Raw genomic sequence first — 15,975 nt, 5'->3', positions numbered from 1 at the left:
GGATAGGCCTCGCTAGATCGTCTCCGCCTTGGTGAACTTGATCTCGCTGATGCCGCGCCGTCCGCCTTCACTGCGGACCATCTGGACGACCACCGGAATGACCTCGCGCAGATAGTCGAGGATTTCGCTTCGTGAAAGGCCCGTACTGCCCTGCATGACCATGAGCGCCAGCCGCTCGTAGGCGGATCGGGCGGAATTGGCATGAACGGTGGTGAGCGAACCCGGGTGGCCGGTGTTGATCGCCTGGAGGAACGCGAAGGTTTCAGCGCCGCGTAACTCGCCCAACAACAGACGGTCGGGTCGCATGCGAAGCGAGGCTTCAAGCAGCTGCTGGGCGGAGACTTTGGCAAGGCCCTGGTCCCCCTTCGAGGCTATCAGGGTGACGTTGTTGGGAGCCGGCAGCCTCAGTTCGCGGGTGTCTTCGATCGTGATGATCCGTTCATGAGCCGGGATCTCCTTCAGGAGTGCATTCAAGAACGTCGTCTTGCCGGTCGACGTGCCGCCTGAAACGACGATCGAGACGCGGTTGCGCACCGCATACTGCAGGAACTCCATCGGCGAAGTGTCCTGCAGCATCTCGACAAGTCGCTTTTCCTCAGTTGACAGCGCCAGGCCGCTCCCCATCGCCGTGTTTTCGAATGCGCCGAGATCCTTGTAGGCATCAAGGCCCATGTCCATGATGACCTGCTTGCGGATCGAGATCGCCCCGCCTTCGGGGGCTGCGGGCGGCAAGATGCATTGGATGCGCTCGCCTGAGGGTAGCGCGGCCGACAGGACCGGCTTTTCTTCGTTGATGACCTGATTTGTCGCCGAGGCGACGCCCGTCGAGATATGCCTAATCCAGCCGGGCGTGACCTCGCGCTTGACGACGTGCTCCATTTCCTTCGCGCCGAGGCGTTCGATGAACAATTCACCTGGCCTGTTGATCGCAATCTCGGATACCGCATCTTCGTTCAAATAGGGCCAGATCGGTTCCAGATGCGCGCGCAGTACCGGGGCTCTTGCCCAAGGGTCGGGGAGGGGATGCACGGCGTTCATTTCACCGGGCTCCCATAGCCGGGATAAAAATGATCCTTTGGCGTCGCGTAAAGAGGCGTCGGATCAATCGCCGTTTTCGGCCGCCCTCCTGCCTTCAGACGTGCGACTTCTTGCTGAACGGGATCGGCGTACAGGTCCGAGAAATCGAGATCTCGCCGCACCAGCACGACTATCGATGTGCCCTGGTCGACATAGACTGTCGGGCCAATGTTCTGCGTGTCGCGAAACGCCTCTTGCGCGAGTTGCTGCAGGGCGGTTGATGATTTGTCGAACGCGATGCCGCGGGCGTCGCGCTGCGAACCATTGCCACCATAAGTTACGGTCGTGGTTTCACCGGTTACGGGATCGATCGTCGACACCTGGCGCTGTTGTCCATCCTGGCTGCTGTCGCCAAGCGAGGACAGATATTCAGAGACGCCGCCAACGACGGAAAGCATGATGGCGTTGCCGTACCGTTCAACCCAGTGCGTATCGACGCGGCCGCCCATGCCACCGCGGCCGAGCGCGTCTGCACCGGGTGACTTGATATCAACGGAAATGCCGTCCGAGCGAATGACCCTGTTCCAGACGATGAACACACGCTTTTGTCCGCGCGCAAGCCCCGAGCGGTATTCTCCGGTCAGGCGCGAGCCCTTTGGAATGAGAACCCGCCTGCCGTCGAGCGAAAAGACATCCTCACGCACGACAGCGCGCACCGCGCCGGGAAGGTCGGTGTTAACAGCTGTTTCCAAATAGCCGCGAAGGATCGTTCCTTCAGGGATCAACGCATCGGTGCGTCGGAAGATTTTGGCTTTGACGATACTGGAAGAACTTGCCTCTGACTGTGCCAGGAATGCCTTGTTGGGATCGCTGTCGGCGCCGGGGACCGGTATGATCTGACCATCGGGCGCGATTTCGACCTGTGCCGCCTGGACACCGGCATCCGTCGCGCCGGTTTCACCATTTGTTACCATCTGGTTCGACCGCAGGCGTTCCCATACCGCCTTTTCATGCTCGGCGGCCTCAGCCTTGCGGCGAGCCTCGTCGTCAGCCGCGGCCTTGCGGCGGGCTTCTTCCGCCTCGGCCTTCCGGCGAGCCTCTTCGGCCGCCATTTGCGCCTCCAGTGCGCGCCGCTGCGCATCGAGATCCGCACCCTCCTGCACGGTCTGATCGACATTGTCGGCTTGTTGCGTGCCCTTCTGGTCGTCGACCGGTGGAGGCACCACAATCTGGTCGATCGTGCCGTCGGCCGGTTGCGGCGGCTCGTTCAACGCCGGCGGGCGAAACTCTGGCGGGTTGAAGTTTTCCTCGCCATCGCTGCGAAGATCGCGCGATACCGGCTCTCGAGGCCAGTTCAGCCATATCAACGCGCCCACCAGCACCACGCCGAGGCCGACCAGGGCGATCCTGGTTCCCACGCCCGCACCGCGGCGCGCGACCGTCGGGCTGCCGTCCAGTTGGTTATAATCGATCTGGGTCATCACCGCCCTCCGCTGGATCCGAACAGGGACCCACCTGTCAGTTTCGTTGGACCGTAGACCTGCTCGACTGGATCGATAGCGTTGGGTCGCGCCCGGTTGTACAGGCAGAGCGTCTTGCCATCGGCCCGCAGGGTGAATTGGCGCGCGACTTTGTCGATGACGGTGTATTTGCCCTGAGTGCGAACGTTGACCAACGACTCATGGCGCTTGTCGTCGACGACGAAAATCGCCGGAATGTCACCCTTGAACTCCAGAAACACCTTGGTGCCGTCGTCGAATACGGTGCGTGGCTTCAGGCTGTCATCGCCTTTGTAGGCATAGTCGTAATTGAGATCGGCATAGTTCAGGTCCTTCAAATCCGGATCGGCGGCGCTCTCCTTGGCCTGTGAGAGCAGGCGCGCGTTGACATCCTCGTCCGGGTATTTGAACCGGACCTGGAAGGATGCCCGGTCGCGATCATTGTCAGTCCCCTGCAGCAGTAGCGAGTAGACACGGTGGTTGGTGACGACGTTGACGTTGGTCCACGCATCGCGCTCCAGCGGCTTGACGAAGAGAAATCGCGATCCGCGTTTGGGGATGATCGACCAGCCCTTCGTGTCGCCGGCGGAGACGGTTTCGATGACTTCGGTAGGACTGAGTTCGACCATCGTCGAAATACCGAGAGCGGCGCGAACGGTGGTCACGTCGTCATTGTTGAAGGTGACATATCGGATGCGGCCATCGCGTGCGGCCGCGCCGTGGATAGGGCCGAGCAGAATGGCGGCTGACAAAACGAGGCCAACGCGCCGTCTCATTGCAGGCTCCCCGCGGCCGGCGCCGATTCCTGGTCGCGGCGGTAATCCGTAACCTGAAATCCCAACGGGTTGTCGAAACGCCATTCGTTCTTGAGCGGCGTCGAGGTGTAGCGGAATTTTATCACCGCCACCCAATTGTCGGCGGTGGATGAATTGTCCCGCCGCGTCGTCGTGGCAAAGCGCACCGAGGCAGTGTTGCGATTGAGCAGGGAAACCGATTTGATCTCGACCGAGACGGTGACATTGCGGCCAAAAATCTTGTCCCGCGATTGTGGATTTGCAGGCGTATAAAGCCATGTCAAATCCTTGGACGCGGCATCGGTGGAGTAGAGCTGCGCCAGGTCGTAATTCTGTTTCAGTTCACGGGAATCGTAGGTTTCGCGGGCCCTGATGTAGCGCACCAGATTGGCCGCCGTGACGGCCTCGTTCTGCGACAAATCTCCGGGCTTCAGCGCGCGCATGATCTCGAGGTAGCCCGTCGATTTGTCGACCTCGACAACGTAGGGTTCGAACTGCCGGAGCGGCAGGATCAGCACGAGCGCCAGCAGCGAAAGCACAGCAACCAGCCCTGAAATGCCGCTGACGATCCAGGCCAATGTGCGCGATCGGCGCATTGACCTGTGCGTGTCGTCTTCCCAGGTGGCGCCCGCCCTGTAATAGCGTCTGTCGACGAGCTCGCTGCCGCTGTTAGCAGCTGTTTCCGATGGAGTTGACACTTACTATTGCCTCGTTTGCGTGACGCATCCTGATCAGGGCCGCGATCGATGATCGTTTGTGTGTTCTAGGCCAGAGGCCTGGCGTTATCGCGCGCACCTTGCTGGATGGCGGACCGAGCTGCGTCGTCCGCCCTGGCTGCTCGCGGGGATCGGAAGCTGTTTGCCACGAGCTGCCGGGCGCCCCGAGCGGCGCGGCCGGCGGCCCATCGTGCACCGGAGTAGCGCACGGCGTTTGTGCCGAAGTTTCTATAAGGGTTGTATGCGCCCACGGTGCTGAGATACCCGCCGCCATTCAGGATGGAAGCAATCGAGGGTATCTGCATGAGAACGTAGATCCCGATGATCGTCACCAGCACCAGGGGCAGCACCAGCGACATCTTGCTGTCCATAGTCGCTCCACCTGATGTGGCGGTGTTCAGCGCCGCATTGACGAGCGAGAAGTAGAAACCGAGAAAGCCGTAGATCAGGATTTGCTGGATCATCAGGAAGGTGGTCAGCGAAAGAAAGCCTTCGCTCATGCGCGAGGACCATCGGTAAAGCCAAAGAATGATCCATATCGGCGCCAGGGCGAGCGTAATGAACAACATCACCTTGGCGGCGATGATCGCGGCAATGGCAAGCGCTGCGAAGATGATGGCCGACAGCAGGACGAGCAGCGACAAGAGCGCGCCAAAGATGTCATAGAAGGATCCGCTATACACCTGATTGGCGACGTCCTGGGCCCCTTTGTAGAGGTTGTCGATGAGCGCCGGAATTGCCGCCTGATCGCTGAGCTGATTGCCGGTGGCTCGCGACACGGCGCCGACGATGACCTTGCCGACCTCATCTGGAATGCTTTGGACAAGCTGATAGATCGTCGCGGAAAATGTGCCCCATCCGGTCAGCAGCAGATAGATGATGACGGCGCGACCGAGGCGATAGGCCGCTTCGAGCGGCGAAATCGACTCCCGCCCGCTCAGGATCGAATAGCCCCACCACACGATATAGAGGGTGAGCATGAGGGTGAAGACGTTGCCCATCGCATTGCCCAACTGCATATAGACGGTGCGGACGAAGTCCTCGCCGATGTTGTCAATGCCACCCAGAATGCTTGCGGCGAGACCGTTCATGGATCCTCGTCAATGATGCTGGCGAACGGCGTTGAATTGACCGGTTTTAGCGCGCCGCATTCGTCGGTGCGGGCATACGCCAAAGGCCCGCACGGCGCTTTCCGTTCGCGATTTGCGCATCCAAACAGCACTGCGCCGAGCCCAATTACAGCGCATATGCGCAGCACTCGCCTCGACAAGCGCTAGCCTCCGCTCTTGCCAAATTCCGCGAACGGATTGACGTTGCGCGGCGTCATCATCTTCTGGACCTGGCTCTGGCGAAGAAGGTCCCCCTTCAGCTTCTCATTCAGGGCCGCGACCGCGCCGTTCTGGACACCGATCAATTCGTTGACCGCGCGCGCATTTTCCAGCTGCATTCGGGTGTTCTGGTCCACCGATCCCTTGACGTCCTGTGACTGCCCGATCTGCCCACTCGCGGACTGGAGGGACTGTTGGCGCTGGGTGACGCCCTGCGAAGCCTGCGAGGTCAATGCGCTTAGCAGCGAGGCCACATTGACGCTGCCGCCATAGGCCGTGTTGACGGCGCTGGTCTCCTTGCCGGCAATCTGCTGGAGCTGCTTCACCAGCTGGAGCCCATTGATGACGGCGCCTGCGATTTTCTGGATTTCGGGCGAAAGGCCACCAAACGAAAGAGCCCCGCCGTTCAGGATCGATCCGAACGAGGGAGCCTGGGCAATCGACATGTTGCCGCCAAGACCCATTTGTCCGATCCCGAGCGAACCGTCACGACTGCCGCTAAGAGCCTGCAGGATCTCCTCGCTCTTTTTCAGGATATCCTTGTTCGAATCCATGATGGAGTTGGTGTTGTCCGCATTCTTGCGGGCGACATCGAGATTGGCGCCATCAATGACGGCAATCTGTGCGTGGGCCGTGCTTGCCCAAAGCGCCAGACTGGCAGCAATCGCGAATTTTTTCATGTCAGCCTCCTATTGCTGTAGAGAATTGATCACGCTGGCAGCGCCAGCAGGGTCGGTGGTGATGGTCATCGAGCTGCTGTCGGCCGAGCTTGCCGCCGCGTTCTCAAGTGCGCATGGTAGCCACCGGCCGCGATCGATCCTCAACCGCTCCAATTCCGCGGGATCACAAGAGAACGGGTTTGGAGAGCCGCTGTTCGGCTGTTGCACCAGCTTGGACGACTGCGATGCCTGAACATTCTGCAACGATAGAAGTTGGGCCAGCAACGTCGTAAAATCCCCCGCCTGGGCGAGGTACTGGTTGGTGACATCGGCGTTGATCCCACGAGCCGACGAGTTCAGCTCCCACGCATCCTTGTATTCGGTAACCTGGCCAACGTTGCCCGCCAGCGCGTCGATTGCAGCATTGTTGGCGCCCATCTGCGATGAGCTTGCATCAAGGCCGCCAGCCGCCTTCCTCACCGTGCCCATGGCCGCTTCCTGAGCCGTCCCGCCGGCGCCGTCGGCCGTTACGATCGAGAATGGTGGCGGCGCGGCGGCGGGAGCCTTGCCGCTCGATACATAGTCGTTGAAGTAGCTGTTCCAGCGGCCGACGCCGCCGGCCCATTGGTTCTGCTCGCCTGCGTTCGATCCGTTGTAGAAGGAGGCGAGACAGCTGTAACTCGTCGCGCCGCATTGCTTCACGCCCATTCCGAGATATTTGACGCCGCCTTCGACATTCTGCTCGTTCACGTCGCGGTCCAGTCCCATGGACTTGCCAGTGCCCTTGGTCAGCTGCATGACGCCCTTGACGCCGGTGTGGCTCCCGGCGCATGTGTCGAAGCGCGATTCCTGATAGGCAACGGACAGCGCTAGGCCTTCGGGCACACCGTACTTTTGCGCATAATAGCGGATCATCTTCACGTTGCCCGCGTCGCGTTGCAACGCTTCGGCAGGCGACCGGCGAAACATCTGCGAGCGGTATTTGTTCGAATAGGTGCAGACGACGCTTTTCTTCCTGTCGGTTTCGTCCTTCTTAGACTCATCTGACTTCGTGCTGTGCTGCTCGTCCTCTTGCCGCTTGTCGAGGTTCGGCCCGTCGATGACCGCGATCTGAGCGACAGCCACGGTCATGCTTTCCGCTGTCGAGAGAGCCACGGCCAGACAAAAGCTGCTAAGCCGCTTCGTCATGCTCGTCCTCCCATCCGCAGAAGTAAGGCAACCACATCTCCGGCTCGTCGCCGAAGGTCTCCCGGAGCCGTGCGCATTCCTTGCTGTTGGCTTCGTTCGAGGACAAGACCTTGATGAGATCGGGCATTGCCGACAAATCGAGCTTGGCGATGATCGAGTCGCTGTCGTGCTTGACGAGGAAGGTGCGTGTTTCCTTCGCGGTTCGGCGCACGAACTCGAATTCCTTCGCTGTCAGCGAGAAGCGCTCCACGTAGGATTCTTTGCTCGCCTTGGGGTTGGGGAAGAAAATGTTGGTCTTCGTTTGCTCGATCAGTGACGACGAGATGGAGGAGTTGACGACGTCTTCTGCTGTCTGCGTGCCAAAGCCGACAACGCCGTTGCGGCGACGAATGGTCTTCAGCGTCTCATTGATGAAAGCGGCGAAAACCTCGTCGTCCAGCAGCTTCCAGCCTTCATCGAGGAAAAGCATGATCGGCGAGCCGTCGATGACGTCCTCGAGACGATGGAAGATGTAGAGCAACGCCGCCGAGCGCAGCTTTCGGTCGCCCAGGATCTTCGTCATGTCGAACCCGACAACGGGTTTCGAGAAATTGACCAGATCGACGGGATTGTTGAAAAGCCAGCCCTTGTCCTTCGGGTCGAGCCAGGGTTGTATCCGCGCCGCCAGATCATTCATGCCAGGCATGAGCGAGCCCCGCAGCACTTCCGGCAGCAGGTCGAAGGTCCGCTGTTCGCGCGGTATCTTGTAGATCATGTCGACGGCCGCGTTGATGACGCGCATCTCGGCCACATCAAGCGCGCCGCCTTCCGGCGTCAGAATGTAGAGGAGTAAATCTTCCAGGAAAGAACGGTTTTCCGCCGTGTCATCAAGCTGCAATGGCGCGAACCCGGTCGGCTGAGAGGGTTCCATCACCTCGTAACGACCGCCGAGCGCCCGAACGAAGATCTCCGCGCCGCGCATGTAGTCGAAATAAACACATCGCGGCCGCGGCATGATGCGCATGGCCTGCGCCATCAGGAACGACAGCACCACGGTCTTGCCCGAGCCGGTCGGGCCGAACACCGTGAAGTGCCCGACATCGTGTACGTGGAAATTGAAATAGTAGGCTGTCTGGCTGGTCGTCTCGAGCAAGGCTATGGGCCGTTTCCAATGCAGCCGGTCACGTTGGCCGGACGGGAAATTGTGTCCGGAAAAAAGGCCGGCGAAATTCAGCGACGAGATCAACGCACGTCGCGCGATGTAGCTGAAATTTCCCGGCAACTGCGCCCAGAAGGCCAGTTCCGTGTTCAGTGTCTCCCGGACCGGCACGATCGACATGCGCGAAAGTTCGGCCGTGATGTCGGACAGCGCACGATTGAGACCAGTCATGTCCGGCGCCAATGCCATGACGCTCATGTGATGTTGTCCGAAGACGACTTCGCCGCCGGCCAGCTTGTCGGCACCGTCGTGGACGGAGACCTCGACCGTCGTGCCCGCCTCGTCGGAACCCTCGACCTGGTTCGCGATAGTGTTGATCCTGCGCATCGCCGTGACACGGTCTTCGATCGCGAAACTTTGCGTCAGAATAAACTCATGCGGCAGGCGCAAGAGACCGTCCAATGAGCCCGGAGCAGTGAACGGCGGGTATTCCTTGATCGACACCATGGCGCCGAGCTTGGCTGCGTCCGGCCCGCGCAGTTCCAGGGCCGACTTGCCGAAAAACAGCTGCCGCGTCGCCAGTACATCGCCAAGGGACATGCGCGGCAGAGGCATTTCCACGTCGCCACCGCCGGCGAGGATTTTCGCTAGAAATTCGGCTGGCTCGGAAAAGAAGCTGTCGCGGCGCTTTACTACACCGAGAAGACGCCCCCCGTAAGCGGTGAAATCCTTGACCATCCCGTCCAGGATGTCATGCAGTTCGGCTATTGCCTCTTCGCGGGTTTCTTCGCCAGCGGTGCTGATGCGGAATGCATTGAGCGCCTTGTCCACCCAGCCGACCCGGCCGACCATCGGGCGCCGTATGACCGTCAGATACGCCTCATTGACGAAAAGGTTCTTCGACCCAAGCTCATCCATGTAGCGGGCGTCGAGCTCGGCCACGAAAGGATTGTCAAAGTCGCCTTCGATCTCCGGCGTCACGTGGCGGCGGATGATCGTTGTGTAGACCGCAAAGCGAGAGGTCGAGAGATTGCGGAACGTCGTGTTGCGGTTGAACAGTCGGCTGTTCAACTCGGCCTGGTCCATTGTCTGGAATGGCAGGCCGCTGAGCTGGAGGGCGCCGACCAGAAAGCCGCTCTTCGTCACGATCAGATTGTCATCGACATGGCGAAGGTAGGGGATGTGCATCGCCGCCGGCTTTTCGCGGCGGCGCTCACGGCCAAATTTCAGGTCTGCATCGAGGCTCATGGCGAATAACTCCTCGCCCCCCAGAAGGTGAGGTTCGCCACCGCTCCGCGTTTGGAGACGCGCCGCTCGAAAATATGAAAGATGTAGGGATCGCGCTGGCACAGATATGCGCTGACCAGATGCACCACGCCGAACACACCAAGACCGAGCATGAAGCTGCTCGTGGCGATAAAGCCGATCACCGCCAGGATGCCGTTCAGTGCAAAAACTTCATAGCGCACCCCCCATTTCATCGGGGGGCGTGTCAGGGGCAGGCTGACCGGCTCGACATAGACTTCCTCGTCGTCCATGGCTCAGCTGCCTCCTGCCGTCGCGCGAACCGCGTCCACCAGCTGGGCAGCGCCGAAGATAAGAGCGATGCCAATGATGATGGAAAAAGCCATCATCCACGCCAGCCGTCCCGTCATGGCGAGGAAGCCGAGAAAACAGACCGCGATGATGGCAAATGAGCGCGCTATGTTGCCCTGCAGAACGCCGACGAACCATTCCAGCACGTTTTCGACTGGCGCCGCCGATTGGGCGTATGCGGTGGCTGGCGCCAGAGCTATTCCGACCGCCGAGGCCAAGGCCAGTTTCAGAGCAAATTTGCCTGCTTTCCTGTATTCCACCCTTGGCTCCTTTCAGTTGCCGAAATCCATGACATGACCCTCCTGCCAAGCGTCTCCTCTTGCTGGCGGACCGGCCGCGAGCATTTCGGATTTGGTCAGGACGGGCTTCTTCGCGACACCGCCGAACTTCCAGCGGTTGAGGATTTTCACGATGTATTCCGCGGTCTCCGGATTCACCGGAATGCCCTGCGCCTTGTAGACGCTGTTGGGCCCGGCGTTATATGCCGCCAGCATCAGCAGCGGATCCTGGAACTCGTCATAGAGTGACTTCAGATAGCGCAAGCCAGCCCGAACATTCGCCTGCGTATCGCAACGGTCGCTCACGCCGAGATCGGCCGCCGTCCCCGGCATCAACTGCATGATCCCAAGGGCTCCGGCCTTGGACGGACCCTGATTGGCGCCGAGATCGCTTTCAGCCCATGCGATCGCCTCGGCCAGATCGGCGTCGAAGCCTTCGTCCAGCGCGACTGAACGCACAAGTTCGGCGACTTCAGTACGGTTTCCGGTCTTGCACGCCCCAGGCCTCTGCGCCCCGACTGAGGTAAGGGCTTGCGCCGGCGTTGCAAAGGCGACCGCGACGCGGTCTGATGCCAGATCCCGGCCGTGCGCTTCCAAGGGCATTGTAGCGGCACACAGGGTGAGCAGAAGAGCTGTTCGAGTGTTCATACTGTCGCCAAAATTTAACACTTTACTATGGCTACACGCAGCCCTAGTAAAGTGTCAACACCATATGCACCGCAGGGACGGATTTCGATGAAACAGATTGCCCTTTGCACGGCTTTGCTGCTCCAGGGCACCGCGGCTTATGCTGCCGGCGCCGACGCTCCAAATGCCTTCGCGCAGCCGTCGGAACACTACCTGCTCCAGTTTGCCAAGCCGGGCGAGAAGGTGTTCGTCTATGAGCGCTACGATGCGAAAGGCGCGCTCTTTCAGCGCGACGCGGCGACCCTCAGTTCGCCGGTTAAGGCGTCGTCGGCGACCGAGCGCGTCATCAACGGCGTGGCCTATCGACTGCGCGGCCTCGCGGCCTGCCCAAATCCAAAGATTACCTACAAGACGCAGGCGTGGGACTGCACGAAGGCCGCGCAGGACTATGAAGAAGGAATCTACAACCATCGTGCTTCTGTCGTGCTTTGCAAAACGCTTGTGCTGCAGAGCAGGAAGGGGGAACCCGACGCCGTGTCGTGTTTTTCTCTCGTGGGTGCGGGCAATACAAACGACCCGTACAACGTCGCCTACGACGATGACGAAATGGTTTTCTTCGGCATGGCCGCAATCGGACGCAACAAGGACGGCAAGTCGCTGCGCCCCGATCTGGAGCACTCCGCCGACCTCGGTGGACAGTTCCAGGAATGAAACAGGCGCGCTTTGCAGTGCTGGCCGCTTTTGGTTTGTGCGCATCGGCACAGGCCCAGGATGCATCCGAATCTGCTGCGCAAACGCCCTTCGCGGTATCGAAATCGGCTCAACTGCTGACTGGAGATACCTGGCGTGACGGCGACCATCTTTTCCGCCTCTATGGCGTGCAGTCATGTCTTCGCGGCACGTCGGCTGAACAGCCAAATGGGAACAAACTCGATTGCGGGAACATCTCGCTGGCGCATCTGGCAGCACTGTTCGATAGCGCGGCGGTGACATGCCAGCCAATCGGCTACGCCCTCGACAAGGCGGCCTTTGTCGTCTGCGGTGCGCAGCTGAATGGCGACACAATCGACGTCGGCACCGCGCTCATAGCGACCGGATACGCGTTTGCCGCAACGACAGCAAAGGGCAAAGCCGTCAATGAGAACTACCTCGTCGCGGAAATCAACGCTAAGATGAAACGTGCAGGTTTGTGGGGCACGACGTTTCAGCACCCTGTTCAGCTGCTGCTAAATAAGCGATCGGAGAGACAAGAATGAAGCACGACGATGAGGCGCACAAATATTACTATCCCGTGGAAGGACGCGGTGACGGCGCTATTGGCGGAGCCGCGGCGTTCTTGGCAATCATCTTGGTGCCTGCAGGGCTCTATGCGGCCTGGAATACCGTGGCCTCATGGATTTCAGCGCTCTTCTCCTAGGCCTGCAGTTTCGCGAAAGAACCGAGCAACGCGCGCATATCGTCGACGTCAATCTCGCACCAGTCGTTCCCCAACAACCGACAGAAATAAGCTGCCTTCATTTTCATCTCAACGACATCGGCCACCGGCGCAGCGGCCGCGCGCCGACGCGCGATAACCTCTTCCGCCATGACCGAATCCAATCGCCGGCCGGTCAGGGTCGCGTCCGGCCCTTCTGCCCCCATCCATCGCTTGCCGAGACGTTCAACCATGGCGACTGCCTGACGATGCGCCGCGATCGGATTCTGGACCCCGTCGGCCTCTTCCACCACTCCGTTGTTACAGACCACTTGAATGGGCATCGATTGGCTCCACGCTCATGACAATTCGTAAATGATACCTGGGGAGGCGAGAAAAATAGGGATGGCTTCATCCCTCTGCTTCTCAGGCTCCCGAAGCCCTGGCTTCCCCTACTTTTCGCTCATGCGGTCGCGACCGATCCGGGCAGCTCAGTGCCTTGGCCGGCGGTTTGCGAAACATCTCCCCCGCAACAACCGTGTGCAGCCTCTCCAGCGGGTCACCAGTCATCGATCGTCTCCCGTGCCGGCCAAATCCAGTTGATAAAAGCGTTGATTGAGCACGAAGGCACGATAAGATACGAAGCCTAGCGAAGCGGAACGAAACTAGAGCCTATAAGCTGTTGTTTAAGAACGGAAAGTTATTTCTCCCTCCGCCCAGAGACGGGAGTGATTTCAAAGAATTATTCAAACGATTGGCGGCGGCGGGCGCGGGTCGACTACTGGGCAAAGACGGGTTTCCTGCCGGCCCATGGACGCCCGAGCTCCTTGCAGAGGCGATTTCACAGATTGATTCCAACCGGGTTGGGGTCGATCTGCGAACGGTGCAGCTTTGGTTTCAAGAGAACGAGAAGGGTATTAGCACTGCCAACATTCGTTGGCTGGCGAGGATTCTCGGATGCGATGATCCGGTCGCGACTAGCGAATGGCAGATGGAGCTTAGTGCGGCGCAATCGCGGCTATCGATCAAGAGACGAGGATGGAAGAGAGCCGGAAGCAGCGTTGCACAGGAGATTCCAGATACGGCACTGACGGCGACCTTCGACGACGAGACAGACTCCCCAGCAGTGCTGACACGGGATACTGACCCCAAGGGGCCGAGCCGGCGTTTTAGTTTGGCGAGGAAATCGGAGGCGTTTTTTAGTCGCGGATCTCCCCTGAATTTACCGGCGTCGGTGTTTGCGGGTGTCACCGCTCTTGGGTTTTTGTCGTATCTTACGGGGATTCACAGCGTGACATATGGCCGGGCGGATGGCGTCGTCAAGCAGGTTGGGTTTCTTTGGACAGCGAATTGGACATTCGTCTTCATGGTATTTTTGCCACTGTTTTTTGCCTTCGTGACAGAGCTGGTGACCTTTTGGAAAGATGAAGGCCGCCCAAAGCTTGTAGCGCAGGGCGACAAGATGGAAAGCGACGATGCTTGGGCGCGCAGCGTACAAGCTTCTTCGTATTCATATTGGGCGGTTCTTTTGATTTGTGTGGTATTCGCCGGTCTTTTTCAGTGGATCGGCGTGTCTTTAATCCCGTTGCTCAAAGGTGGTGGCAGCTATGCGACGGACTGGGGCTCGTTAGCGATTGTGCGCCCTGAAGTTATATCGGTGCCGGAAGCGATCGTGTTCACGGGGCTCGCTTACCTATACATGTGCCTATGTTTTTATCTGTTCTTTGTAGGTCTAATTTTGCTTTATACAGTGATTCATGATCTTTGGAAAATTGGAAAAGCAGCGAGTAATTCGCCCGAGGTGGATTATCAATACGGCTTCCATGAAGCCAGCCTCAGGGTTATGCGTGCGATTTTTCGGTGTACTGTTTTGGGGCTTCTGATCGCCATAGTCATGAAGCTCCAGAGTGCTTACCTGACATCGCGTGGGGAGAATATTGTGGCGTGGTTGGTCGGCGATATGTCTTCCGCCTTCTATGGGCGAAATGATGTGACCGCCGTGATCAGCTACCGTAGGCCGACCCATTATAGTAGCCTTCTTATCGCTATTTCGACCTGTGCTGTATTTCTGTACGGCTCCATCCGTGTAGGTGTCGAACCTCGGTTTCGTATGTCTTTGTGGAAGATGTCAGCGATCGTAGCGTTACTCGTGGCTAGCTACTTGCTGATCGATGCATTTGCTGGCTTTTCGATCCTTCTGGGCGTTGGAGTGCTGTTCGCAATATATGGCTTGTTTGATCCAGGGTTGGGGCGACGGCAAGCGATTAAGTTGGGAAACAATCAGAGTGTATCATAGTTGGCTTGATCATTGGGATGAGCGGCGGGCGCGACGCGGTGAGGAAGGGAAGAAATCAACCGATTTCGCCCTTGACGCGGAACGCGCCTTTCCAGGTGCGGATAAGATAACAAGTATCGAGGAATTCTGTGCCCTTGCGGACCAAGCCGTGGCTGATCCAGCCTTTTTCGATGACCCGAATGTGAGTGTTCAGGGGTTTGAAAGGCTAGATGGGTGGCTCAAATTTCCATCGGACATATCTACTGATATCGAACAGAACAATGTCGTCTCGGCGAAAATCACAGAAAGCGGGTCGTTCGATCAGGCGATGGTGATTTTTCACCATTGGAATGCAACCTTCCGGAATCGTCAGATCGCCAACTTTTTCTCGCAACGTGGCATCACGGTTGTCGAGATCGCTATGCCTTATCACTTCGAGCGCAGCCGTCCCGGCTCCGCGCACGCTGACTATATGCTTAGCCCTAATCTCGGTCGAACGATTCAATCTGTAAGGCAGGCAGTGTTAGATGGGCGAAAGCTCATACGTTGGTTGAAGATCGAAGGCTATCGAGAGATTTCAGTTGTCGGTATGAGCTTAGGCTCCTGGGTTGCGGGCCTTCTCGCGGCGCACGACTCGGCTGTGTCGAAAGCCTCGTTGTTTCTCACGGCGGGGAGTCTAGCGGATATGGTTTGGGCGGGTCGCGCGACACGATTGATACGTGCTAGTCTCGAGCCAGCGATTAAGCTGACCGAGCTCAGAAGGGCTTGGGGTCCACTTAACTTGGAGAATTACGCAGATAGTTTGGCACGGCCTGATCTCGGTCTTCACGTTGTGTTGGCTAAGAGAGACAAAGTGGTGTTGCCAGAGCTATCGGAGAGGTTCATGCAGAGGCTGAAGGACGCCGGAGCTAGGCCAAATATTTTGGAATTAAACTGTGGTCATTATTCGCTCGCCATGCCGCCATACATTTTGTTGGCCGGTTTGAGCTTGAAGCGGTTTCTGTCGCGTGCTGACAAGTCTGCCCGGCAAGCATGAGTTTGGCGTTGGCCGGTCAGTTCACCAGCAAATTCTCTGGTGGGCATCACGACACTAAAGTGATGAATCTGGGTCGCCCCCCTACCGGAACCGACCCCTGGAATTGGCCGACAACGGCGCAGGCGTGACACCGGCAAAAGTCACGACACCCTTCTACTCTACACGCGCCGGCAATCACACCGGGCTAGGTTTGACGGCTTGTTCTCATATGGTTTCGACCCTCAAGAGGAAGCTCTTCATCAGCAGAATTCCCGACGCCGGCACAGTCGTCCATGTTAAAGTCCCTTATCATCCCCGCCGCTGCAACAGGCTAGCAGCCGACGATGACAGCAGCGGCTCGACAGCCGCGGCGGGGGTGCTAGTCTAAAGTCGGCCGCTAGGCCTGACGGGCAGGGGCATGGGAGCGGTCG

The 15,975-nt window shown here is 58.9% G+C and carries 18 protein-coding genes; 6 read left to right on the top strand and 12 right to left on the bottom strand.

Going from position 1 to position 15,975, the window contains the following annotated elements; genetic code table 11:
* Nucleotides 1-12: 12 nt before the first annotated feature.
* From virB11 to FJV83_RS19550, 11 genes are all read right to left on the bottom strand, one after another.
* The gene (virB11, locus tag FJV83_RS19600) at nt 13-1,038 is read right to left on the bottom strand and encodes a P-type DNA transfer ATPase VirB11 (RefSeq protein WP_095776137.1); all 1,026 of its coding nucleotides are present in this window, start codon (nt 1,036-1,038) and stop codon (nt 13-15) included.
* Complete coding sequence (gene virB10, locus FJV83_RS19595; RefSeq protein ID WP_095776136.1) at nt 1,035-2,498, bottom strand: type IV secretion system protein VirB10; 1,464 nt, start codon at nt 2,496-2,498, stop codon at nt 1,035-1,037. Before virB10 ends, virB11 begins: the two co-directional genes overlap by 4 nt.
* Nucleotides 2,498-3,292, bottom strand: a complete 795-nt coding sequence (locus FJV83_RS19590) for a TrbG/VirB9 family P-type conjugative transfer protein (protein WP_179296593.1) — start codon at nt 3,290-3,292, stop codon at nt 2,498-2,500. The genes virB10 and FJV83_RS19590 overlap by 1 nt, the downstream gene beginning before the upstream one ends.
* On the bottom strand, nt 3,289-4,008 hold the full coding sequence (locus tag FJV83_RS19585) for a type IV secretion system protein (protein WP_095776134.1): 720 nt from the start codon (nt 4,006-4,008) through the stop codon (nt 3,289-3,291). The genes FJV83_RS19590 and FJV83_RS19585 overlap by 4 nt, the downstream gene beginning before the upstream one ends.
* A 65-nt stretch (nt 4,009-4,073) precedes the next feature.
* Nucleotides 4,074-5,117 carry a type IV secretion system protein gene (locus tag FJV83_RS19580; RefSeq protein WP_057143244.1) on the bottom strand — a complete coding sequence of 348 codons (1,044 nt, stop codon included), beginning with the start codon at nt 5,115-5,117 and terminating at the stop codon, nt 4,074-4,076.
* Between the two features lie 182 nt (nt 5,118-5,299).
* Complete coding sequence (locus FJV83_RS19575; RefSeq protein WP_095776133.1) at nt 5,300-6,034, bottom strand: type IV secretion system protein; 735 nt, start codon at nt 6,032-6,034, stop codon at nt 5,300-5,302.
* Between the two features lie 9 nt (nt 6,035-6,043).
* Nucleotides 6,044-7,201: a lytic transglycosylase domain-containing protein gene (locus FJV83_RS19570; RefSeq protein WP_095776132.1), complete on the bottom strand. Its 1,158-nt coding sequence runs from the start codon at nt 7,199-7,201 to the stop codon at nt 6,044-6,046.
* A complete protein-coding gene (locus tag FJV83_RS19565; RefSeq protein WP_142886625.1) occupies nt 7,185-9,587 on the bottom strand; it encodes a VirB4 family type IV secretion system protein in 2,403 nt (800 codons plus the stop codon). The genes FJV83_RS19570 and FJV83_RS19565 overlap by 17 nt, the downstream gene beginning before the upstream one ends.
* Nucleotides 9,584-9,877, bottom strand: coding sequence for a VirB3 family type IV secretion system protein (locus FJV83_RS19560; protein WP_006339854.1), 294 nt, complete (start codon nt 9,875-9,877; stop codon nt 9,584-9,586). The genes FJV83_RS19565 and FJV83_RS19560 overlap by 4 nt, the downstream gene beginning before the upstream one ends.
* Before the next feature lie 3 nt (nt 9,878-9,880).
* The gene (locus tag FJV83_RS19555) at nt 9,881-10,195 is read right to left on the bottom strand and encodes a TrbC/VirB2 family protein (RefSeq protein ID WP_023720448.1); all 315 of its coding nucleotides are present in this window, start codon (nt 10,193-10,195) and stop codon (nt 9,881-9,883) included.
* A 12-nt stretch (nt 10,196-10,207) separates the two neighbouring features.
* Complete coding sequence (locus FJV83_RS19550; protein ID WP_179302416.1) at nt 10,208-10,816, bottom strand: lytic transglycosylase domain-containing protein; 609 nt, start codon at nt 10,814-10,816, stop codon at nt 10,208-10,210.
* 132 nt (nt 10,817-10,948) lie between these two features.
* On the opposite strand from FJV83_RS19550, the gene FJV83_RS19545 reads away from it, so the two are divergent.
* The 3 genes from FJV83_RS19545 to FJV83_RS36480 are packed head-to-tail and all read left to right on the top strand — an operon-like array spanning nt 10,949 to nt 12,257.
* Entirely contained in the window at nt 10,949-11,551 is a 603-nt protein-coding gene (locus tag FJV83_RS19545) for a hypothetical protein (RefSeq protein ID WP_095776129.1), read from the top strand.
* A complete protein-coding gene (locus tag FJV83_RS19540; RefSeq protein WP_095776128.1) occupies nt 11,548-12,096 on the top strand; it encodes a thermonuclease family protein in 549 nt (182 codons plus the stop codon). The genes FJV83_RS19545 and FJV83_RS19540 overlap by 4 nt, the downstream gene beginning before the upstream one ends.
* Nucleotides 12,093-12,257: a hypothetical protein gene (locus FJV83_RS36480; RefSeq protein ID WP_164753924.1), complete on the top strand. Its 165-nt coding sequence runs from the start codon at nt 12,093-12,095 to the stop codon at nt 12,255-12,257. The genes FJV83_RS19540 and FJV83_RS36480 overlap by 4 nt, the downstream gene beginning before the upstream one ends.
* Here the strand turns inward: FJV83_RS36480 and FJV83_RS19535 are convergent.
* Nucleotides 12,254-12,598: a hypothetical protein gene (locus FJV83_RS19535; protein ID WP_095776127.1), complete on the bottom strand. Its 345-nt coding sequence runs from the start codon at nt 12,596-12,598 to the stop codon at nt 12,254-12,256. The two genes, FJV83_RS36480 and FJV83_RS19535, sit on opposite strands and share 4 nt — an antisense overlap.
* 338 nt (nt 12,599-12,936) lie before the next feature.
* Between FJV83_RS19535 and FJV83_RS19530 the strand changes: the two genes are divergently transcribed.
* From FJV83_RS19530 to FJV83_RS37725, 3 genes are all read left to right on the top strand, one after another.
* Nucleotides 12,937-14,550 (top strand): hypothetical protein, encoded by a 1,614-nt coding sequence (locus FJV83_RS19530; protein WP_095776126.1) that lies wholly within the window; start codon nt 12,937-12,939, stop codon nt 14,548-14,550.
* Entirely contained in the window at nt 14,540-15,565 is a 1,026-nt protein-coding gene (locus tag FJV83_RS19525) for a dienelactone hydrolase-related enzyme (RefSeq protein WP_095776125.1), read from the top strand. Before FJV83_RS19530 ends, FJV83_RS19525 begins: the two co-directional genes overlap by 11 nt.
* Nucleotides 15,566-15,668: 103 nt before the next feature.
* Entirely contained in the window at nt 15,669-15,932 is a 264-nt protein-coding gene (locus FJV83_RS37725; protein ID WP_348628983.1) for an ATP-binding protein, read from the top strand.
* Nucleotides 15,933-15,975: the final 43 nt, after the last annotated feature.

It is taken from the genome of Mesorhizobium sp. WSM4307 (genome assembly GCF_007003945.1).
Classification (GTDB): domain Bacteria; phylum Pseudomonadota; class Alphaproteobacteria; order Rhizobiales; family Rhizobiaceae; genus Mesorhizobium.
This window is presented reverse-complemented; position numbering and strand designations above follow the sequence as displayed.